General features: G+C 62.3%; 11 protein-coding genes. 7 read left to right on the top strand and 4 right to left on the bottom strand.

What is annotated here, in order from left to right; genetic code table 11:
* Positions 1-122 precede the first annotated feature (122 nt).
* Together BLT75_RS12090 and BLT75_RS12085 are read right to left on the bottom strand one after the other, a co-directional pair.
* Entirely contained in the window at positions 123-581 is a 459-nt protein-coding gene (locus BLT75_RS12090) for a VOC family protein (protein WP_093031643.1), read from the bottom strand.
* The gene (locus BLT75_RS12085; protein ID WP_093031640.1) at positions 578-757 is read right to left on the bottom strand and encodes a hypothetical protein; all 180 of its coding nucleotides are present in this window, start codon (positions 755-757) and stop codon (positions 578-580) included. Before BLT75_RS12085 ends, BLT75_RS12090 begins: the two co-directional genes overlap by 4 nt.
* A gap of 369 nt (positions 758-1,126) precedes the next feature.
* On the opposite strand from BLT75_RS12085, the gene BLT75_RS12080 reads away from it, so the two are divergent.
* The 6 genes from BLT75_RS12080 to BLT75_RS12055 all read left to right on the top strand — a co-directional run bounded on the left by BLT75_RS12080 (position 1,127) and on the right by BLT75_RS12055 (position 10,295).
* A complete protein-coding gene (locus tag BLT75_RS12080) occupies positions 1,127-1,627 on the top strand; it encodes an MgtC/SapB family protein (RefSeq protein ID WP_245706502.1) in 501 nt (166 codons plus the stop codon).
* A 197-nt stretch (positions 1,628-1,824) separates the two neighbouring features.
* Positions 1,825-4,074, top strand: coding sequence for an acyl-CoA dehydrogenase (locus tag BLT75_RS12075; RefSeq protein ID WP_176827973.1), 2,250 nt, complete (start codon positions 1,825-1,827; stop codon positions 4,072-4,074).
* Positions 4,071-5,348, top strand: coding sequence for an acetyl-CoA C-acetyltransferase (locus BLT75_RS12070; protein ID WP_093031634.1), 1,278 nt, complete (start codon positions 4,071-4,073; stop codon positions 5,346-5,348). The genes BLT75_RS12075 and BLT75_RS12070 overlap by 4 nt, the downstream gene beginning before the upstream one ends.
* Positions 5,348-7,426, top strand: a complete 2,079-nt coding sequence (locus BLT75_RS12065) for a 3-hydroxyacyl-CoA dehydrogenase NAD-binding domain-containing protein (protein ID WP_093031631.1) — start codon at positions 5,348-5,350, stop codon at positions 7,424-7,426. Before BLT75_RS12070 ends, BLT75_RS12065 begins: the two co-directional genes overlap by 1 nt.
* A gap of 8 nt (positions 7,427-7,434) precedes the next feature.
* Complete coding sequence (locus tag BLT75_RS12060; protein WP_093031628.1) at positions 7,435-9,261, top strand: acetyl-CoA hydrolase/transferase C-terminal domain-containing protein; 1,827 nt, start codon at positions 7,435-7,437, stop codon at positions 9,259-9,261.
* Positions 9,258-10,295, top strand: coding sequence for a sodium:calcium antiporter (locus tag BLT75_RS12055; protein WP_093031625.1), 1,038 nt, complete (start codon positions 9,258-9,260; stop codon positions 10,293-10,295). The genes BLT75_RS12060 and BLT75_RS12055 overlap by 4 nt, the downstream gene beginning before the upstream one ends.
* A gap of 7 nt (positions 10,296-10,302) precedes the next feature.
* Here the strand turns inward: BLT75_RS12055 and BLT75_RS12050 are convergent, their stop codons facing one another.
* Positions 10,303-12,783, bottom strand: coding sequence for an NAD-dependent epimerase/dehydratase family protein (locus tag BLT75_RS12050; RefSeq protein WP_093031622.1), 2,481 nt, complete (start codon positions 12,781-12,783; stop codon positions 10,303-10,305).
* Positions 12,784-12,981: 198 nt separating this feature from the next.
* Positions 12,982-13,419: a CBS domain-containing protein gene (locus tag BLT75_RS12045; RefSeq protein ID WP_176827971.1), complete on the bottom strand. Its 438-nt coding sequence runs from the start codon at positions 13,417-13,419 to the stop codon at positions 12,982-12,984.
* 857 nt (positions 13,420-14,276) lie between these two features.
* Between BLT75_RS12045 and BLT75_RS12035 the strand changes: the two genes are divergently transcribed.
* On the top strand, positions 14,277-14,999 hold the full coding sequence (locus BLT75_RS12035; protein WP_093031613.1) for a MauE/DoxX family redox-associated membrane protein: 723 nt from the start codon (positions 14,277-14,279) through the stop codon (positions 14,997-14,999).
* Positions 15,000-15,043 lie beyond the last annotated feature (44 nt).

Raw genomic sequence — 15,043 nt, 5'->3', positions numbered from 1 at the left:
CCAACATGGACCGAGGCTGGTATCGTGCCGTTTTGGCGCTGTCCTTGCAGGATCAACGTCAAACTTCAGTCATTGCTGCTCTGAAAATCGATCGCGCTGCAGGTTCTGCGCCGGCAGGGGTTTTATCGGTCCTTCCACAAGTCCGGCGTGGCAAGTTCGACCAGGTTTCCAGCCGGATCGCGAAAGTAGAGACTCGTATCCCCTGATGGCCACCTCACGGTGCTTTCGATGGGGATATTGTTGTCTTGCAGTCGTTGTGCCCAGGCTTCCACCTCGTCGTGATCAATCGACAAGGCCACATGCATTCCGTGCCTGCCGTCATGAGCCGGGATCGTGCCTCCGGGCACGTTGATGGGCTGCCTGGTGTCGCCGGTCTTGAACAGCAAAAGAAAGTTCTGATCCGTCAGGCGAAACACCTTCATGCGCCGGTCCTCATGTGCGAGCGGAAGGTTCATGACCAACGCATAGAATTCCGATGCCGCGTCAAGGTCATCGACATACAACACGGTTTCGAGGACTGCCCTTGGACGGATGCTTTTCTTGTCGGCCAGTTCTTCCCCGGACGTTCCTTTTGAACTCATTTGGATTGGCCGTCCTCAACCACAGGTGCGGCGTCAGCATCCGGCTCCGGGACTACCGGCGTCTGAAGCAGGGCCAGACCTCCGATAACGAAGACTACGATGGCGAGCGCTATCAGATAGAATACGGGGCGATGTCTGCGCTCCTGCTTCTTCAGGTTTGCATCGGGGGGCGTCATGTCGTCACTCCATTTCTGTTGAAATCTTGCGCCTCAGCTGATCGAGGATCCGGCCATTCTCGGGTCATCGCCACCATACCCTGTGTCATGCACGACCACCGCAGCTGAACCCTTGGATTTTTCTGACCCGTCAAGGCGCGGGACCTACTGTCGAAAGCAACGGACGAGATGTCCGGTTGTTGCCTGAAACGTAGAATTCTGCGCAATCGGCAGGCGGGTATCCAATGGACAAAGGGCAAAACACGCGAACATCGGCGACAATCGCGATGTCCGGTGCAGACCCGGATCATCGAGAGACGAACATCTCCAACACGCTTCGTGCAACATGCGCCGCCACCCGCGCGTTGAAGACGTGTGATAGAAGTATTCTTGCAGGACATCTCCAGCGACTCTGCACTTGAATGGCAGATCGTCATCCTGCGCCTTTTCGGTGCCCTTGTCCTTACGGGACTTATCGGGATCGAACGCGAAGTTGTTGAAAAATCCGCAGGCCTGCGAACCCATATGCTGGTGGGAATCGCGGCATGCCTCTACAGCTTGGTCACCCTGTCCATACTGGAATTTACGGCGGAACAGGGTTCGCATATTCGTGTCGATCCGGTGCGTCTGGTCGAAGCCGTGACGCAGGGCGTTGCATTCCTGGCCGCCGGCTTGATCATTTTCGCGCGGGGCGAGGTGAGGGGGCTTACGACGGGCGCGGGGATGTGGCTGGCTGGAGCAGTCGGTCTGTCCTGCGGCTTGGGGCTCTGGATCCTTGCCAGTGCGGCGACGGTTCTCGCGTTAATCGTCATCCGGGTGCTCAAGGCGTTCGAAATGGCGATCGGCACCCGTGACCCGAATTCCAAGGACAAATCCGGCGAGCGGAATTGATTGATCGGCATGCCCGCGCTGGGGGGCCAGCGCTGCCGCTGTACGTCGGGGGATGTCACCCGTTGACGTTGTAGTGGATCGCAAACCCCTCCGGCCGGAAGCATTTGCGTCTCATGCGCATCGAGGCAGCCAGGCGCGGTAATTGCCGCCGCCGGCAACGCGAGGGGCCATTCCGCGTTCATTAACCAGGAGGATTGATGCCAAGCTTTCGTCAACGCGTTCTGACGCTGCCCCTCTATCGCATCGCGCGCAAGACGCTTCCCGGGCTGTCGGATACCGAGGCGGCGGCGATAGACGCGGGTGACATATGGTGGGAGGCCGAATTGTTCTCAGGCCAACCCGATTGGTCGCTGTTGCGGAAGGTAGGCAGGTCGGAACTGAGCACGGCTGAACGGGACTTCCTCGACGGCCCGTGCCGCGAGTTGTGCAGGATGCTCGACGATTGGGACATCAATCACTTGCGGAAAGACTTGCCCGAAGAGGTGTGGGATTTTCTGCGCGAACACCGATTTTTCGGCATGATCATTCCCGAAGACTACGGCGGGCTCGGGTTTTCCGCCTATGCCCACTCCGAAGTGATCCGGCTCATCGCCTCCCGGTCGATTGTGGCAGCAGTCACCGTGATGGTCCCGAATTCGCTTGGGCCGGGCGAACTGCTCCTTCAATTCGGTACCGAGGAACAACAGCGCAAATGGCTGCCACGGCTTGCGGATGGGCGCGAGTTGCCGGCCTTCGGATTGACGAGCGAGACGGCCGGATCCGACGCCGCCTCGATGACCGATACAGGGGTTGTCTGCCGGGACACGTTCGATGGCAAGGAGACGCTCGGCATCCGGCTGTCCTTTTCCAAGCGATACATCAGCCTCGCTCCGGTTTGCACGCTTCTCGGTCTTGCGTTTCGGTTGAAGGACCCCGATGGACTTCTCGGTGGTGCGGAAGACCTCGGGATCACCTGTGTGCTGGTTCCGGCGGATCTTCATGGAATCAGCCGCGGGGACCGGCACATTCCCTCCGGCACGATGTTCCAGAACGGGCCAATCTCGGGAGAGAACGTATTTGTCCCGGTCGACCATATTATCGGCGGGGCGGATCAGGCCGGGCACGGATGGGAAATGCTGATGTCCGCTCTTGCCGCCGGGAGGGGTATCTCGCTGCCTTCGCTTGCTTGTGCGGCGGCGGCACTTTGCGCGCACGCGACCGGTGCATATGCCCGGGTGCGCGAACAGTTTGGCATCCCGATCGGAAAATTCGGCGGCGTACAGGAACCCATGGCCCGGCTCGCCGGTGCGGCTTACCGGCTCGACGCCGCACGGCACCTGACCTGCGCGGGGATCGACGCGGGCCACAAGCCCGCGGTGATTTCGGCGATCATGAAGTCCAATGCGACCGAAGTCATGCGCCATGCGTTGAATGATGCGATGGACGTGCATGCGGGAAAGGCCGTCATCGATGGCCCCCGGAATTATCTGTCGCCACTCTATCGTGCAGTTCCTATCGGCATAACGGTCGAGGGCGCGAATATCCTGACGCGGTCTCTGATTATTTTTGGGCAGGGCGCGATCCGGGCGCATCCGCATCTTCTGGACGAATTGCGTGCATTGGATCTCGAGGATCAGGCGGCGTCTCTGGAAGCCTTCGATCGGCATTTCTGGGCTCATGTGGCGCATCTCGCGAAAACGGTGACGCGCGCGGCATTTCGCGCCTGGACCGCTGCCCGGTTCGCGCCAGCGCCACGCGCGGGACGGGCAACGCCTTTCTATAGGCAGGCGTCGCGGTGGTCGGCGTCATTTGCCCTCATCGTCGAGGCGGCCTTCCTGACTCTCGGCGGCAACCTCAAGCGGCGCGAGATGGTTTCGGGCCGTTTGGGGGACGTTCTGTCGGAACTCTACATCCTCACCTCGGTCCTGAACCGCTGGGAAGCAGAGGGTCGGCAGGAGGCCGATTTTCCTCTGGTCGAGTACAATGCGCATCTGGCTTTCGCGCGTATCGGCCGCAGCCTCGACGCGGTTCTGGCCAATCTGCCGGGCCGGGTCTTGCCCGTCATGGCGAGGCTCTTGTGCCGTCCGGCCGCGACGGGTCGTGGCCCCGATGATGAACTTACCGAGGCATGTGCAGAGTTGCTGTTCACACCCTCGGCGACCCGCGAGCGTATCACCGGGCGCATCTTCGAAGGGTGCGACCGCGATGGAGTCGCGCTTCTGAACCGGGCCTATGGTCTCGTCGCCGAGACCGAGCCTTTGCGCGCCAAGCTCCACGAGACCGGTCTGGGTGCCGAAGCGGCACTTGCCGCCGGTATCCTCTCGGAGACTGATCGCGACAAGCTCATCGAGGCCGAAGAGGCCGTGCGGGAGGTTGTTGCCGTGGATGCTTTTGCGCCCGAAGAGATTTCCAGAAACTCCCGCGCGGCTGACGACATGGAACCGGCTTCCAGGGGGGACGCAAAATGACCAGACCCGTCTATATCGTCGACGGGGCGCGTACGCCGTTCCTGAAGGCACGGGGCAGACCGGGCCCCTTCACGCCTGTTGATCTTGCGGTCCAGGCAGGGCGTCCGCTTCTGGTACGGCAGCCGTTCGGACCGGACGCCATCGATCTGGTGATCCTCGGCTGCGTGAACGTGATTGCGGACGAGATGAATCCCGCCCGGGTCGCTGCCCTGCGCCTCGGACTCGGGGCCGATCAGGTCGCCTTCACGGTGCAGATCAACTGCGGTTCGGGAATGCAGTCCATCGACACCGGATTTCGGTACATCGAGGCCGGGCAGTGTGACGTCGTGCTGGCTGGCGGCACCGAGGCGCTCAGCCACACACCGCTCGTGCTCAGGCAGGCGGCCGTCGAATGGTATTCCGACATGGCGCAGGCCGCGGGTCTTGCCGAACGCGCCCGACACCTCGCGCGGATCCGCGCCGATTTTCTCAAGCCTGTCATCGGGCTGGAGCGCGGCCTGACCGACCCGATCAGCGGTTTGAACATGGGGCAGACCGCCGAGTTGCTGGCCTATCGTTTCGGGATTTCCAGGGCCGCAGCCGACGCCTACGCGTTGGAAAGTCACCGGCGTCTCGAGCGCGCGCAGGATGAAGGTTGGCTGGAGATCGAGCCGGCCATCGACCTGGAGGGCACCGTCTACTCAAGGGATGACGGTCTGCGCTCCGACAGTGACATTGAGACATTGGCATCCCTGAGCCCCGCTTTCGAACAGCCGTACGGCAAGGTCACGCCCGGAAACGCCTCGCAGATCACCGACGGGGCAAGCTGGGTCGTGCTGGCCTCGGAGAAGGCCGTGGGAGCCCATGGGTTGACACCGATGGCTCGTATCATCGACAGCGAATGGTCCGCGCTCGCGCCCGAGTACATGGGTCTGGGCCCCGTGGTCAGCGCAACAAGGATGCTGCGGCGTCTGGATATCGCCTGCAACGACGTCGACCTTTGGGAGATCAACGAGGCCTTCGCCGCCCAGGTGCTCGCTTGCCTGGCCGCGTGGCAGGATGAGGAGTTTTGCCGCGATGTGCTCGACCTGGATGGGACCTTCGGCAGCATCGACCGCAATCGGCTCAATGTCGATGGCGGTGCGATTGCGCTCGGGCATCCGGTCGGCACCAGCGGCAACCGTATCGCCTTGCACCTTGCGAATGCCATGCAGAGGCTCGGCCACCGTCGTGGCGTGGCGACCGAATGCATCGGCGGTGGACAGGGTGGCGCGATGCTTCTGGAGGCCACCTGATGCGCAGCGTAGCCGATCATCTTGACGCGAACCGGCTCGAACTCGGGCGCGCTTGGGAAGCCGCACGCAAGGGTCACTGGCGCATGGCGCGCGATCCGGGGGGCATCGCATGGCTGGTGCTCGACAGGCCGGGCAGCGGAACCAATACCGTTTCCGCCGAGACTTTGGAGGGGCTTGATCGCCTGCTCGACGCGCTCGAGGCGGATCCGCCGCGGGGATGCGTCATCCGTTCGGCCAAACCAGGCGGCTTTGCGGCCGGAGCGGATATCAACGATCTCGCGGAGCTTGCGGGGGACGAGGCCGAGGCGCTTCTGCGCCGGGGTCACGCTGTGCTGGACCGGCTGGAAGCGCTCGGTTGCCCCACGGTCGCGGTCATCCATGGCGCCGCGCTCGGCGCCGGGCTGGAACTGGCGCTTGCCTGTGATTCACGCATCGCCATCAAGGGCGCGTCTGTTGGCTTTCCCGAGGTTCGGCTGGGTCTGCATCCTGGCCTGGGCGGAACATTCCGCCTGACTGCGCTGATTGCTCCAGACGAGGCCATGACGCTCATGCTGGCCGGAAATACGGCGCACACAGCCAAGGCGCTCAGCCTCGGTATCTTCGATGAGGTGACCGAGGAGCGCCACCTGGCGGCGGCCGTTCGGGCCGCAATCGACGCGCTGCCGGGGCGGGGTCTTGGCGCCGTCGAATGGGTGCTCGGGACAGCGCCCGGCCGCGCTGTCGCGGCGCGTCGCATGCGGTCGACGATCGCCGAAAAGGTCCGGGAGGACCATTATCCGGCGCCTTATCGCCTGATCGATCTCTGGGAAAACCACGGCGGTGACCCGGCCAAAATGCAGGAGGCGGAAATCGCCTCCTTCGCGAAACTGCTGAAAACGGATACCGCGAAGAATCTCGTTCGCGCGTTCTTTCTGCGACAGCAGCTGAAGCGTGGTCATGATGCAGAGAGCCGTATCAAGCATGTTCATGTCGTGGGCGCGGGTGAAATGGGGCGCGAGATCGCCGCCTGGGCGGCGATAAAGGGCTGCCGGGTCACGCTGAGCGACCTGTCGCTCGATGCCTTGGGCAGTGCGGTTCGGAAGGCCGCCGAGATTTGCGAAACCGAGCATCTGGATCCTCCCGAAAAGCGCGACGCTCTCGACCGCATGATGCCGGACCCGAACGGATATGGAGCGGCCTGCGCAGACCTCGTGATCGAGGCGGTGCCGGAGGACGCGGAACTCAAGCGGAAGATCTATGACAAGTTGGGACGCACCATGAAAAAAGGGGCGATCCTGGCATCCAACACCTCCAGCCTTCGTCTGGCGGTTCTGGCGGATGGACTCGCTGACCCTGCCAACTTCGCCGGGCTGCACTTTTTCAACCCGGCGTCCAGGATGCAACTGATCGAGGTCGGCGCCCAGGGCGCAACCGATGACGTGATCCTCGATCGACTGGCCGCCTTTTGCCGCGAGATCGACCGGTTGCCCGTTCGGGTCGCAGACGAACCGGGCTTTCTCGTCAATCGCGCGCTCATGCCATACCTGCTGGAAGCGCTGATCCTGGTGGAGGAGGGGGTGGACAGGGAGGCCATCGACGCGGCCATGCTCGACTTTGGCATGCCGATGGGACCGGTCACGCTCGCCGACCAGATCGGGCTGGACATATGTCTCGACGTCGCCAAGAGCCTTACAGATCAACTCGACAGACCGATGCCCGAAATTCCCCGGCGCCTGCGCGACATGGTGGAGAAGGGTAACACGGGCAAGAAGGCAGGACAGGGGTTCTACGACTGGTCAAGCGGAACGCCCGAACCGAAAGCGGGCGCTGACGCTGTCCTTTCGCGGGACCTGACCGACCGGTTGATCCTCGCGATGTGCGATGCCTGTGTCGAATGCCTTCGCAAGGGGGTTGTGCGCAATGCAGATGACATAGATGCCGCGATGATCTTCGCAACCGGCTTCGCCCCGTTCCGCGGCGGTCCGATCCGGTATGCGAGGTCTCGGGGACTTGCAGAGGTCCGCGCGCGACTCCTGAAATTGTCCGACAAGCATGGGCCGCGGTTCCGACCCGACGAGGGTTGGGCAGACCTCGACTGAGGTGAGCCATGAAGAAAAACTACGGTGCCGCAGAGATTGCAGAAGATATCGTAGGCCGGGTCGGGCCGGATATCCGGCTGGCCTTGCCGCTGGGGCTTGGCAAGCCCGTCACATTGGTCAACGCGCTGACAGGCTTGGTTGCCCGGCGGCCCGATCTGCATCTGTCGATCTTCACCGCTCTGACGCTCGAGCGTCCGGCCCCGTCCGATCCCTTGGGCAGTAGATTTCTGGAGCCGGCGCTCGACCGCCTTTTCGGCGCTTATCCGCAAGTCGATTACGCGACCTGGCTACGCGAGCACCGCATGCCGCCGAACATCGAGGTGCATGAATTCTTCTTGCTGGCGGGGCGCTGGCTTGGCATCGAAGACTCGCAGACGCGCTATGTGTCGGCGAATTATACGCACGCGCTCGACGTGCTGACGGGCGCGCGGCCGAACCTCGTGCTGCAACTGGTCGCCCCGATGGCGAACGGCTTCAGCCTTTCCTGCAACCCCGACATCACCTGCGATCTGCTCGACATGCGACGAGCAGGAACGCTAGATTTCATCCTGGCTGTCGAGACCAACGCCGAGCTTCCACCGATGGGCGGCAGCGCTCTGATCGAAACCGACGAGGCCGATTTCGCTCTCGCGCCAGACGAGCCTTTCGAGCTTTTCTCGGCCGTTCGTCAACCTGTAGGCGATGTGGAGCACGCCATCGGGCTTCACGTCTCGCGAACTATCCCGGATGGCGGCACTTTGCAGATCGGCATCGGCAGCCTGGGCGATGCCGTCGCGCATGCGCTTCTCCTGCGCGACGCGTGCGATTTGTCCGACATCTGGCGCGCTTGTCCCTTTTTCCTCGGCGAGCGGTTCCGGGAAACAGGATCCTTCGAGATCGGTCTCTACGCTGTGACGGAAATGCTGGTCGAGGGCATCCTGCGCCTCTTCGAGGCCGGTGTGATCCGGCGAAAGATTGGCGGTGCCTCCATACATGCGGCTTTCTTTGTCGAAACCCGGGATTTCTACCGTCGGCTTCGCGAGATGCCATCCGACCGGCGTTCAGGCATCGCGATGGAGCCGGTGTCATTCACCAACGCTCTCTACGGAGAAGAAGACGACAAGCGTAATGCCCGGACCGGAGCGCGCTTTGTCAATGCGGCGATGAAGGCCACGCTGCTGGGCGCGGTGGCCTCGGATGCGACCGAGGACGGCCAGGTCGTGAGCGGTGTCGGCGGGCAGTTCAATTTCGTCGAGCAGGCCTTTGCGCTGAAGGACGCGCGCTCGATTCTCACCCTGCCGGCCACCCGGACAAGGCGCGGCCGGGTGGAGAGCAACATTGTCTGGACCTACGGTCACACCACGGTGCCGCGCCACATGCGCGATATCGTGGTGACCGAATACGGTATCGCCGATCTGCGCGGCAAGAGCGATGCCGAAGTCATCGCCGCCATGGTCGAGATCGCCGACAGCCGGTTTCAGGAGGGACTGCTGGCGAAGGCACGGTCTGCCGGAAAGGTATCCGCCGACTACACCATACCTGAGCGCGCGCGTTCCAACACGCCAGACAGGCTGAAGCAATGGGTCGGCCCATATCGAAACGGGAAGCTGCCGGAATTTCCATTCGGCACCGATTTCACCGAGGCCGAGCAGCGGCTTCTGCCCGCGCTCGGTCGGCTGAAAGAGGCGCGAGGCTCGTTGCGGGCGCTTCTTCCCTATCTGGTGGCGGGTCTCCGCCGCGTTTCCGGGACCGAGGCCGCGTTGCTGGAACGGATGGGACTTTCCAGACCGTCCGGCATTCGCGATCTCGCAATGGCTGTCCTGGTTCGCGGCGCCCTCCGCAGGTGCCCGCGATGATCGAGATCGGCTTGCTGCCATTGCCCGGGAACATCGCGGCTTTCATCGTCGCCTCTGCAATCATCTGGTGGGCCGGTCAGGCGCTGGCCCAAGCCGCCGATGCGATCTCGGAGAAGACGGGACTGGGATCGCTTCTTTTGGGAACACTGGTTCTTGGTGGCATCACCTCGCTGCCCGAGGTTGCCGTGTCTGTCAGCGCCGGGTTCACAGGGGCCGCTAAACTCGGCGTCAACAACCTTTTGGGCTCGATCGCCCTTCAGATCGTCGTGCTGGCACTTGGCGATTGGATCCTCGGCAGGCGTGCCCTGTCTTTCGTGACGGGCAAACCAGTGGTGCTGTTGCAAGGTCTGTTCGGGGCGGTCCTGCTGGTCGCCGTGGCTGTGGCCGTGGTTGTGGGCGACCATGCCTTTGCCGGCGCCGGGCTATGGACGTTTGGCCTTTTCGGTGCAACCGTCCTGCTGCTTTGGATCGTCTTTCTTGAGGAGCGCAATGATCGGAGCGGTTGGCGACCCACCGATCTGCCAAGCAAGCGGGACATTCCCGGAAAGACCGCCATTCCGCTTTCGATCTCTGCCGCATCGCGGAGGATCGTGCTTTGCGCGGCGCTGATCCTTGCAGCGGGGTATGGAGTGGCGCGCATCGGAGACGCGATCGCACACCAATCGGGGCTTGGAGGTTCGTTCGTCGGCGCCACCTTCCTGGGCCTGACAACGTCGTTACCAGAGATTTCGTCCCTGGTCGCCGCGGTCCGGCTGCGGCGCTTCGCCATGGCGTTCGGCAATATTTTCGGCACGAACATCCTGACGGTCGCGATCCTTTTCCTTACCGATATCGCCTATCCGGATGAGCCGATCCTGAATCAAGTCGGCAGCTTCGCTTCTGTTGCGGCGCTTCTGGGCGCAACCGTCACCTTGTTATATGTCAGCGGGTTGGTGGAGCGACGGGACACGACCATAGGCCGGCTGGGAATCGACAGTTGGGCCGTGCTGGTCGTCTATGCTGCAGGAGTGGGCCTGCTCTACACCATTCGCTGACGTGGGCTTACCGGATGAACCGGTCCCAGTCTCCATAGCAGTTGTTTACCTTTCCGCGTGGAATGCTGATCAGGATCAGTGCGATGCCCAAAGCCGCGGAAAGCAGGAAGGAGGTCCAGGCGGCGGCAACCATGAACGGGATGAACAGCAAGGCTGCGCCGATCACCATGTTCAAGAGGCGTGCCAGCCGCGCAACCGGCGCGAGTGCGGTGACGGCCACGGTGATCGCCAGTGCACCCGCAACATGGAACGTGGCTGCCATCGGGTCGTCCCAGGAAATCCAAAGCGGCAGGAGCATCATGCCCGCGCCGAGGACGATGCTCGCTGCAAATGTCGGGGGCAGGGTCATTCCGCCTGTGAGCATATCCCGCAGGATTGCAAGCGGTGCCCTTTCGAAGTTCTCCGAGGGCCTTCTCGTCGCGCCCTCGTCCGTGTCGCCGGTGAAGAAGACCCTCAGCCAGGGCTGCCCGGCCTTGTGCCTGCGCCGCAGGAACTGGAATGTGGCGACAAGCTCGTCGACTGAGTAAGGGATCTGAATCAGCATCGCAGCCGCCGCAATCAGGCAGAGTGTGCAATACGTCCCGATCAGGATCGGCTGGATCACGATGAAGAAGACCGATACCGCTCCGAGCGGAACGATCATGATCCCGAATGCGATCGTCAACCATGGCATTGTCCGCCAGCGCGCGGCTGATCCTATGGCGCCGACGATGATTTCAAGCGCGTAGACCAATCCGCCGACGCCGGCATCGGGAACCGGCCAGGCCTTGGAGACGTGTGAGGTGATAATGTCCTCCGTGCCGTTCAAGCCAGGCCTTGTGCCCGGAAAGAAGGGCTCCCAGACACCATCGAGCGAACCGAGCTGATAGCCTGTCAGGTAGCGCGAGATCAGCAGCCCCACGACGGCCAGCATGATGACCGGCAGACGCTGAAACCAGTCGGAGGGGGAATAGTCCCAGCCCTTTGGGATCACCGGTCCGCTCTGCGCCGCGGTTGCCGAGACGCCGGGCGGCGGGCGGATTGCCGCGGCCAGGCCGGTGACCAGCATGCCGACGAGCGTGCCGTTGGCGTAGGCCACGGCCGTCGGCGCCCAGAACACCAGCGGTGCTGCCATGACCCAGACGCCGAGCGCCGCCGTGACCCATCGTGCCTGCCACAACCGCCAGGACATGGACAGGAAGGCGCAGATAACGATCGCCATCCCCGCCAGGATGTCGCTGGCCGCCATCATCGGATCGGAATAACCCAGAAGCGGTGGCGCCGTGACAAGCCAGAGGCCGAGACCCACATTGACCCAGTGCGCCCACAAACCCTGCCGGTGCGCTGCGCGATAGCGCCTTTCGTGCCTGACCCTCAGGGCTTCGGCATCCTCTCCCCGCGCATCCGCAGCGCGCACCCAGGGTGGCGGCTCGATCCCGTTTTCCGCATACCATCTTGCGGGGTCCGCCTTCAGGGAATCCGTCAACTGCCGCAGCCCTTCGCCGATCCTGTGCCTGGGTTCCCATCCCAGCAGATCCCGGGCGCGCGATATGTCGAGCGCGTAGTGATCCGATGCCATGTCGATCATGAAGGGGCGGATGAAAGGTGTTTCACCTTCGTCATAGGCATCGGGGACAACCGGCTCTGCCTCGACCTTGAGGCGCGCTCCGACACGGGCGACAATCTTCGGCACAGTTTGCGTATCCCAGTGCGCGTCACCGTGGATCAGTTCCGCAATGTGATCCTGCAATGCGCCGTAGTTCAGGACTTCCGGCTCACCGGCCAGCAGGACCTGATGCGGCTCCAGTTGCGCGCGCCGGTCCACGGCGCGCTCGAACAAATCGAGCATGTCTTCGTGATGAAGGAAAGCCTGTCCGGCGGACAGATTGCCGGGATAGAGGTGCGATTCCAGACGGCGTTCGTAGATGCGGGCAATCTGGTGCGACAGGGTCGGCACTGCCGAGCGCTCATCGTAGAGACCGGCCATGCGCAGGATAAGAAGCGGGATCTCGCCTGCTTCCTCACGGAGCACGGCCTCGGTTTCGGCTTTCGACCGCGGATAAGCCCATCGGGGTCCGATGGGCGAGGTTTCATCGATCAACTCGCCGGGGCTGACCGGGGCGTGCACCAGCATCGAGCTGGAAAAGATGAACTGTTCCACGTCGAACGCCTGAAGCGCCCTGAGGAGCCGTCGGGTGCCTTCGACATTGACCGCCGTATAGAGGGGGCTTTCGCGACCGGTGAAGTCGAAAAACGCCGCGAGATGTATCACTGAGGCGATATGGCGACCATGGGTCTCGGCGATCTCGGAAAAAGCCAATTCGACGGAAGCGTCATCCGTGATGTCACAGGGAGTGCAATGTCCGGCAGCAGAGCCCGGCAGGTCGAGGCCGACGATCTCGTAGCGCTTGCCAAGACGTCCGGCAAGACCGCGGCCGATGCGACCCATCGCGCCGGTGATAAGGACAATTCCCCCTCCCGGTTTCGTCGTGTCATTTTCATCCGTCATGTCTGGTCCATCCGTTGCTATCTAGTCAACGGGAGCAGGCCATTGTTGTTGCAAAGGAAAACCGAGCCTCGCCGTGCAGTTGCGCGCTGTTCAGGAGCCCCGTCCGTAAAGTCGACTGGTGCGCCGTCGCATCGGATCGCTTCGCGGTGCTTCTGCCGGATGCCACGGTTCGGCAATCTTGAAGACTTCGGGCCGGGATCATTCCCGCAGCTTGATCCCATGGCCCCTTTCGCCCGTCCCGCGATCCTCGCAGATTTCTCCAACGACCTGTCCCGCAAGGATTTCCGAAGCATTCACCGCGATGTCGCCGACCGTGATCACGCCGACAAGCCGGGCTTGCTGATCGACGACGAGCAGGCGTTCGACCTGTGCGTCGCCCATCATGGCGGCAGCCTCTGCAATCGACTGAGACTCCCTGCAGGAGATCGGGTCTGAAGACATCGCCTCGCTGACCGGCCGGTCGCCGGCGTTTCCCTGCCCGGCAAGAATACAGATCACCATGTCGCGATCCGTCACGATTCCGACAGCCTGCATCTGATCCAGTACCGGCAAGACACCGATGTCGTTTTCCCGCATGATAGCAGCGGCTTGACGGATCGGGGTTTCCGGAGTGACCGTTATCAGAGGGCTGGACATTACAGCATCTACGTTCATTCGCATCGTCCTCTTGTCAGTTGATCAGGCAATGCCATCACGCGGATCTATCCGAACCAGGCCTTGCGATCTCTCGGTTTCAATACAGCCGTCACGGGAAGTGCTTCTGCATCAACCGGCGACATTTCAGGTCTCCGGGAAGTCGGTCTGCTTGCCCCTTCGTTTCCCCCACGAACCGTTTCGCGTTGTCCATCCTTAGTCATTGCGCTTTTGTCAGGCGGGAAATGACGTAGGCCATGGCCACCAATCAGGACCGACCCGGTCATGAAACTCAGAACGATGCCGTGGTGGTCCATCAGTCTTCCTTCACGCACTCCGTGATAACCTGGACTAAGTCTGTACCGGCTTGCGGTGGCGCGCCTTAACACATGTTACCGCGCTCGATCGCATTTTGTGTTCTGATGGAAACATGAAGCGGTACTTGGGTAGTGGAAAAACTGCGGATGTGCATGTGAGGACAAGGCGTCGCGGTCTCCTCGTCGATGGCCTTCGATCCGAAGAGCGAAACACGCGCCGCGAAGATTCCATGATGCGCGAGCCTCATGCAGGGTTTGCAAGTCGCGGCAGAAAGGATCTGCCGCCGCCGGACGAGGGGCGGTACGAATATCGTTTCAGGCTGCGGCTGTCCTGCGCGGCGGCCGTGCTTCTGAACGACCAGTGGCGGCAAGTTGCGGCAACTCGGCGTACCGATATCTATTTGCTGCATCCCGATAGAGATCGGGTTCTGATCAAGCTGCGCCGGGACGCCGCCGTCCGTTTCTCGCCGAAGCCGGAACACGATTTGACAAGGGGGGCCTGTGACCAAGGATAGTTCAAAGACAACGGCAGATCTCTACCGCATGGTGATGCCCGATCATCTGTGCCCATTCGGCCTCAAGTCCAAGGCCCTTCTGGAGCGACAGGGCTTTGAGGTGATCGACCACCCGCTGCGCAGCCGCGAGGAAACCGATGCCTTCATGGAGGATCAGGGCGTCGAAACCACGCCGCAGACTTTCATAAACGGCGAACGCGTGGGCGGTTACGACGATCTGCGTGTCCATTTCGGGATCGACCCACCGAAGGAAGAGCGATCCGACACGAGCTATACGCCGGTCATCGCGATCTTCTCGGTGGCGGCGCTCTTGGCGTTGGCCCTGTCCTGGCACCAATATCAGACATTTCTGACCCTGCGGGCGGCCGAATGGTTCGTGTCGCTTTCCATGACCTTCCTCGCCATGCAGAAGTTACAGGATGTCGAAGGCTTTTCCCTGATGTTCCTGAACTACGACCTGCTTGCGCGCCGATGGGTGCGTTACAGCACTCTCTATCCCTTCGCCGAAGCTGCTGCCGGGATCCTGATGACGGCCGGCGCGCTCATCTGGCTCGCCTCGCCCATCGCGCTCTTCATTGGCAGCGTTGGCGCCGTGAGCATCGCGAAGGCGGTTTACCTGGAGGGGCGGAGCCTCAAATGCGCCTGTGTCGGCGGCGGATCATCCGTACCGCTCGGTTTCGTGTCGATGACCGAAAGCCTGATGATGGTGCTCATGGGGATCTGGATGCCGCTGAAAATGCTGCTGCTCTGATCCGCCCGAACCTGGTCCGGTGCGGTTCAAACAAGAAAGGGGCT

Origin of the sequence: Ruegeria marina (assembly GCF_900101475.1) — a bacterium.
Lineage (GTDB): Bacteria > Pseudomonadota > Alphaproteobacteria > Rhodobacterales > Rhodobacteraceae > Ruegeria_B > Ruegeria_B marina.
Note: the sequence above shows the minus strand (reverse complement) of the source record. Positions and strands in the feature narration are given on the sequence as shown.

Bases quoted from the DNA above. Each gene is read 5' to 3' on its own strand.
- BLT75_RS12090 (WP_093031643.1), bottom strand. From the start codon at position 581: ATGAGTTCAAAAGGAACGTCCGGGGAAGAACTGGCCGACAAGAAAAGC.
- BLT75_RS12085 (WP_093031640.1), bottom strand. From the start codon at position 757: ATGACGCCCCCCGATGCAAACCTGAAGAAGCAGGAGCGCAGACATCGC.
- BLT75_RS12075 (WP_176827973.1), top strand. From the start codon at position 1,825: ATGCCAAGCTTTCGTCAACGCGTTCTGACGCTGCCCCTCTATCGCATC.
- BLT75_RS12070 (WP_093031634.1), top strand. From the start codon at position 4,071: ATGACCAGACCCGTCTATATCGTCGACGGGGCGCGTACGCCGTTCCTG.
- BLT75_RS12065 (WP_093031631.1), top strand. From the start codon at position 5,348: ATGCGCAGCGTAGCCGATCATCTTGACGCGAACCGGCTCGAACTCGGG.
- BLT75_RS12060 (WP_093031628.1), top strand. From the start codon at position 7,435: ATGAAGAAAAACTACGGTGCCGCAGAGATTGCAGAAGATATCGTAGGC.
- BLT75_RS12055 (WP_093031625.1), top strand. From the start codon at position 9,258: ATGATCGAGATCGGCTTGCTGCCATTGCCCGGGAACATCGCGGCTTTC.
- BLT75_RS12050 (WP_093031622.1), bottom strand. From the start codon at position 12,783: ATGACGGATGAAAATGACACGACGAAACCGGGAGGGGGAATTGTCCTT.
- BLT75_RS12045 (WP_176827971.1), bottom strand. From the start codon at position 13,419: ATGTCCAGCCCTCTGATAACGGTCACTCCGGAAACCCCGATCCGTCAA.
- BLT75_RS12035 (WP_093031613.1), top strand. From the start codon at position 14,277: ATGGTGATGCCCGATCATCTGTGCCCATTCGGCCTCAAGTCCAAGGCC.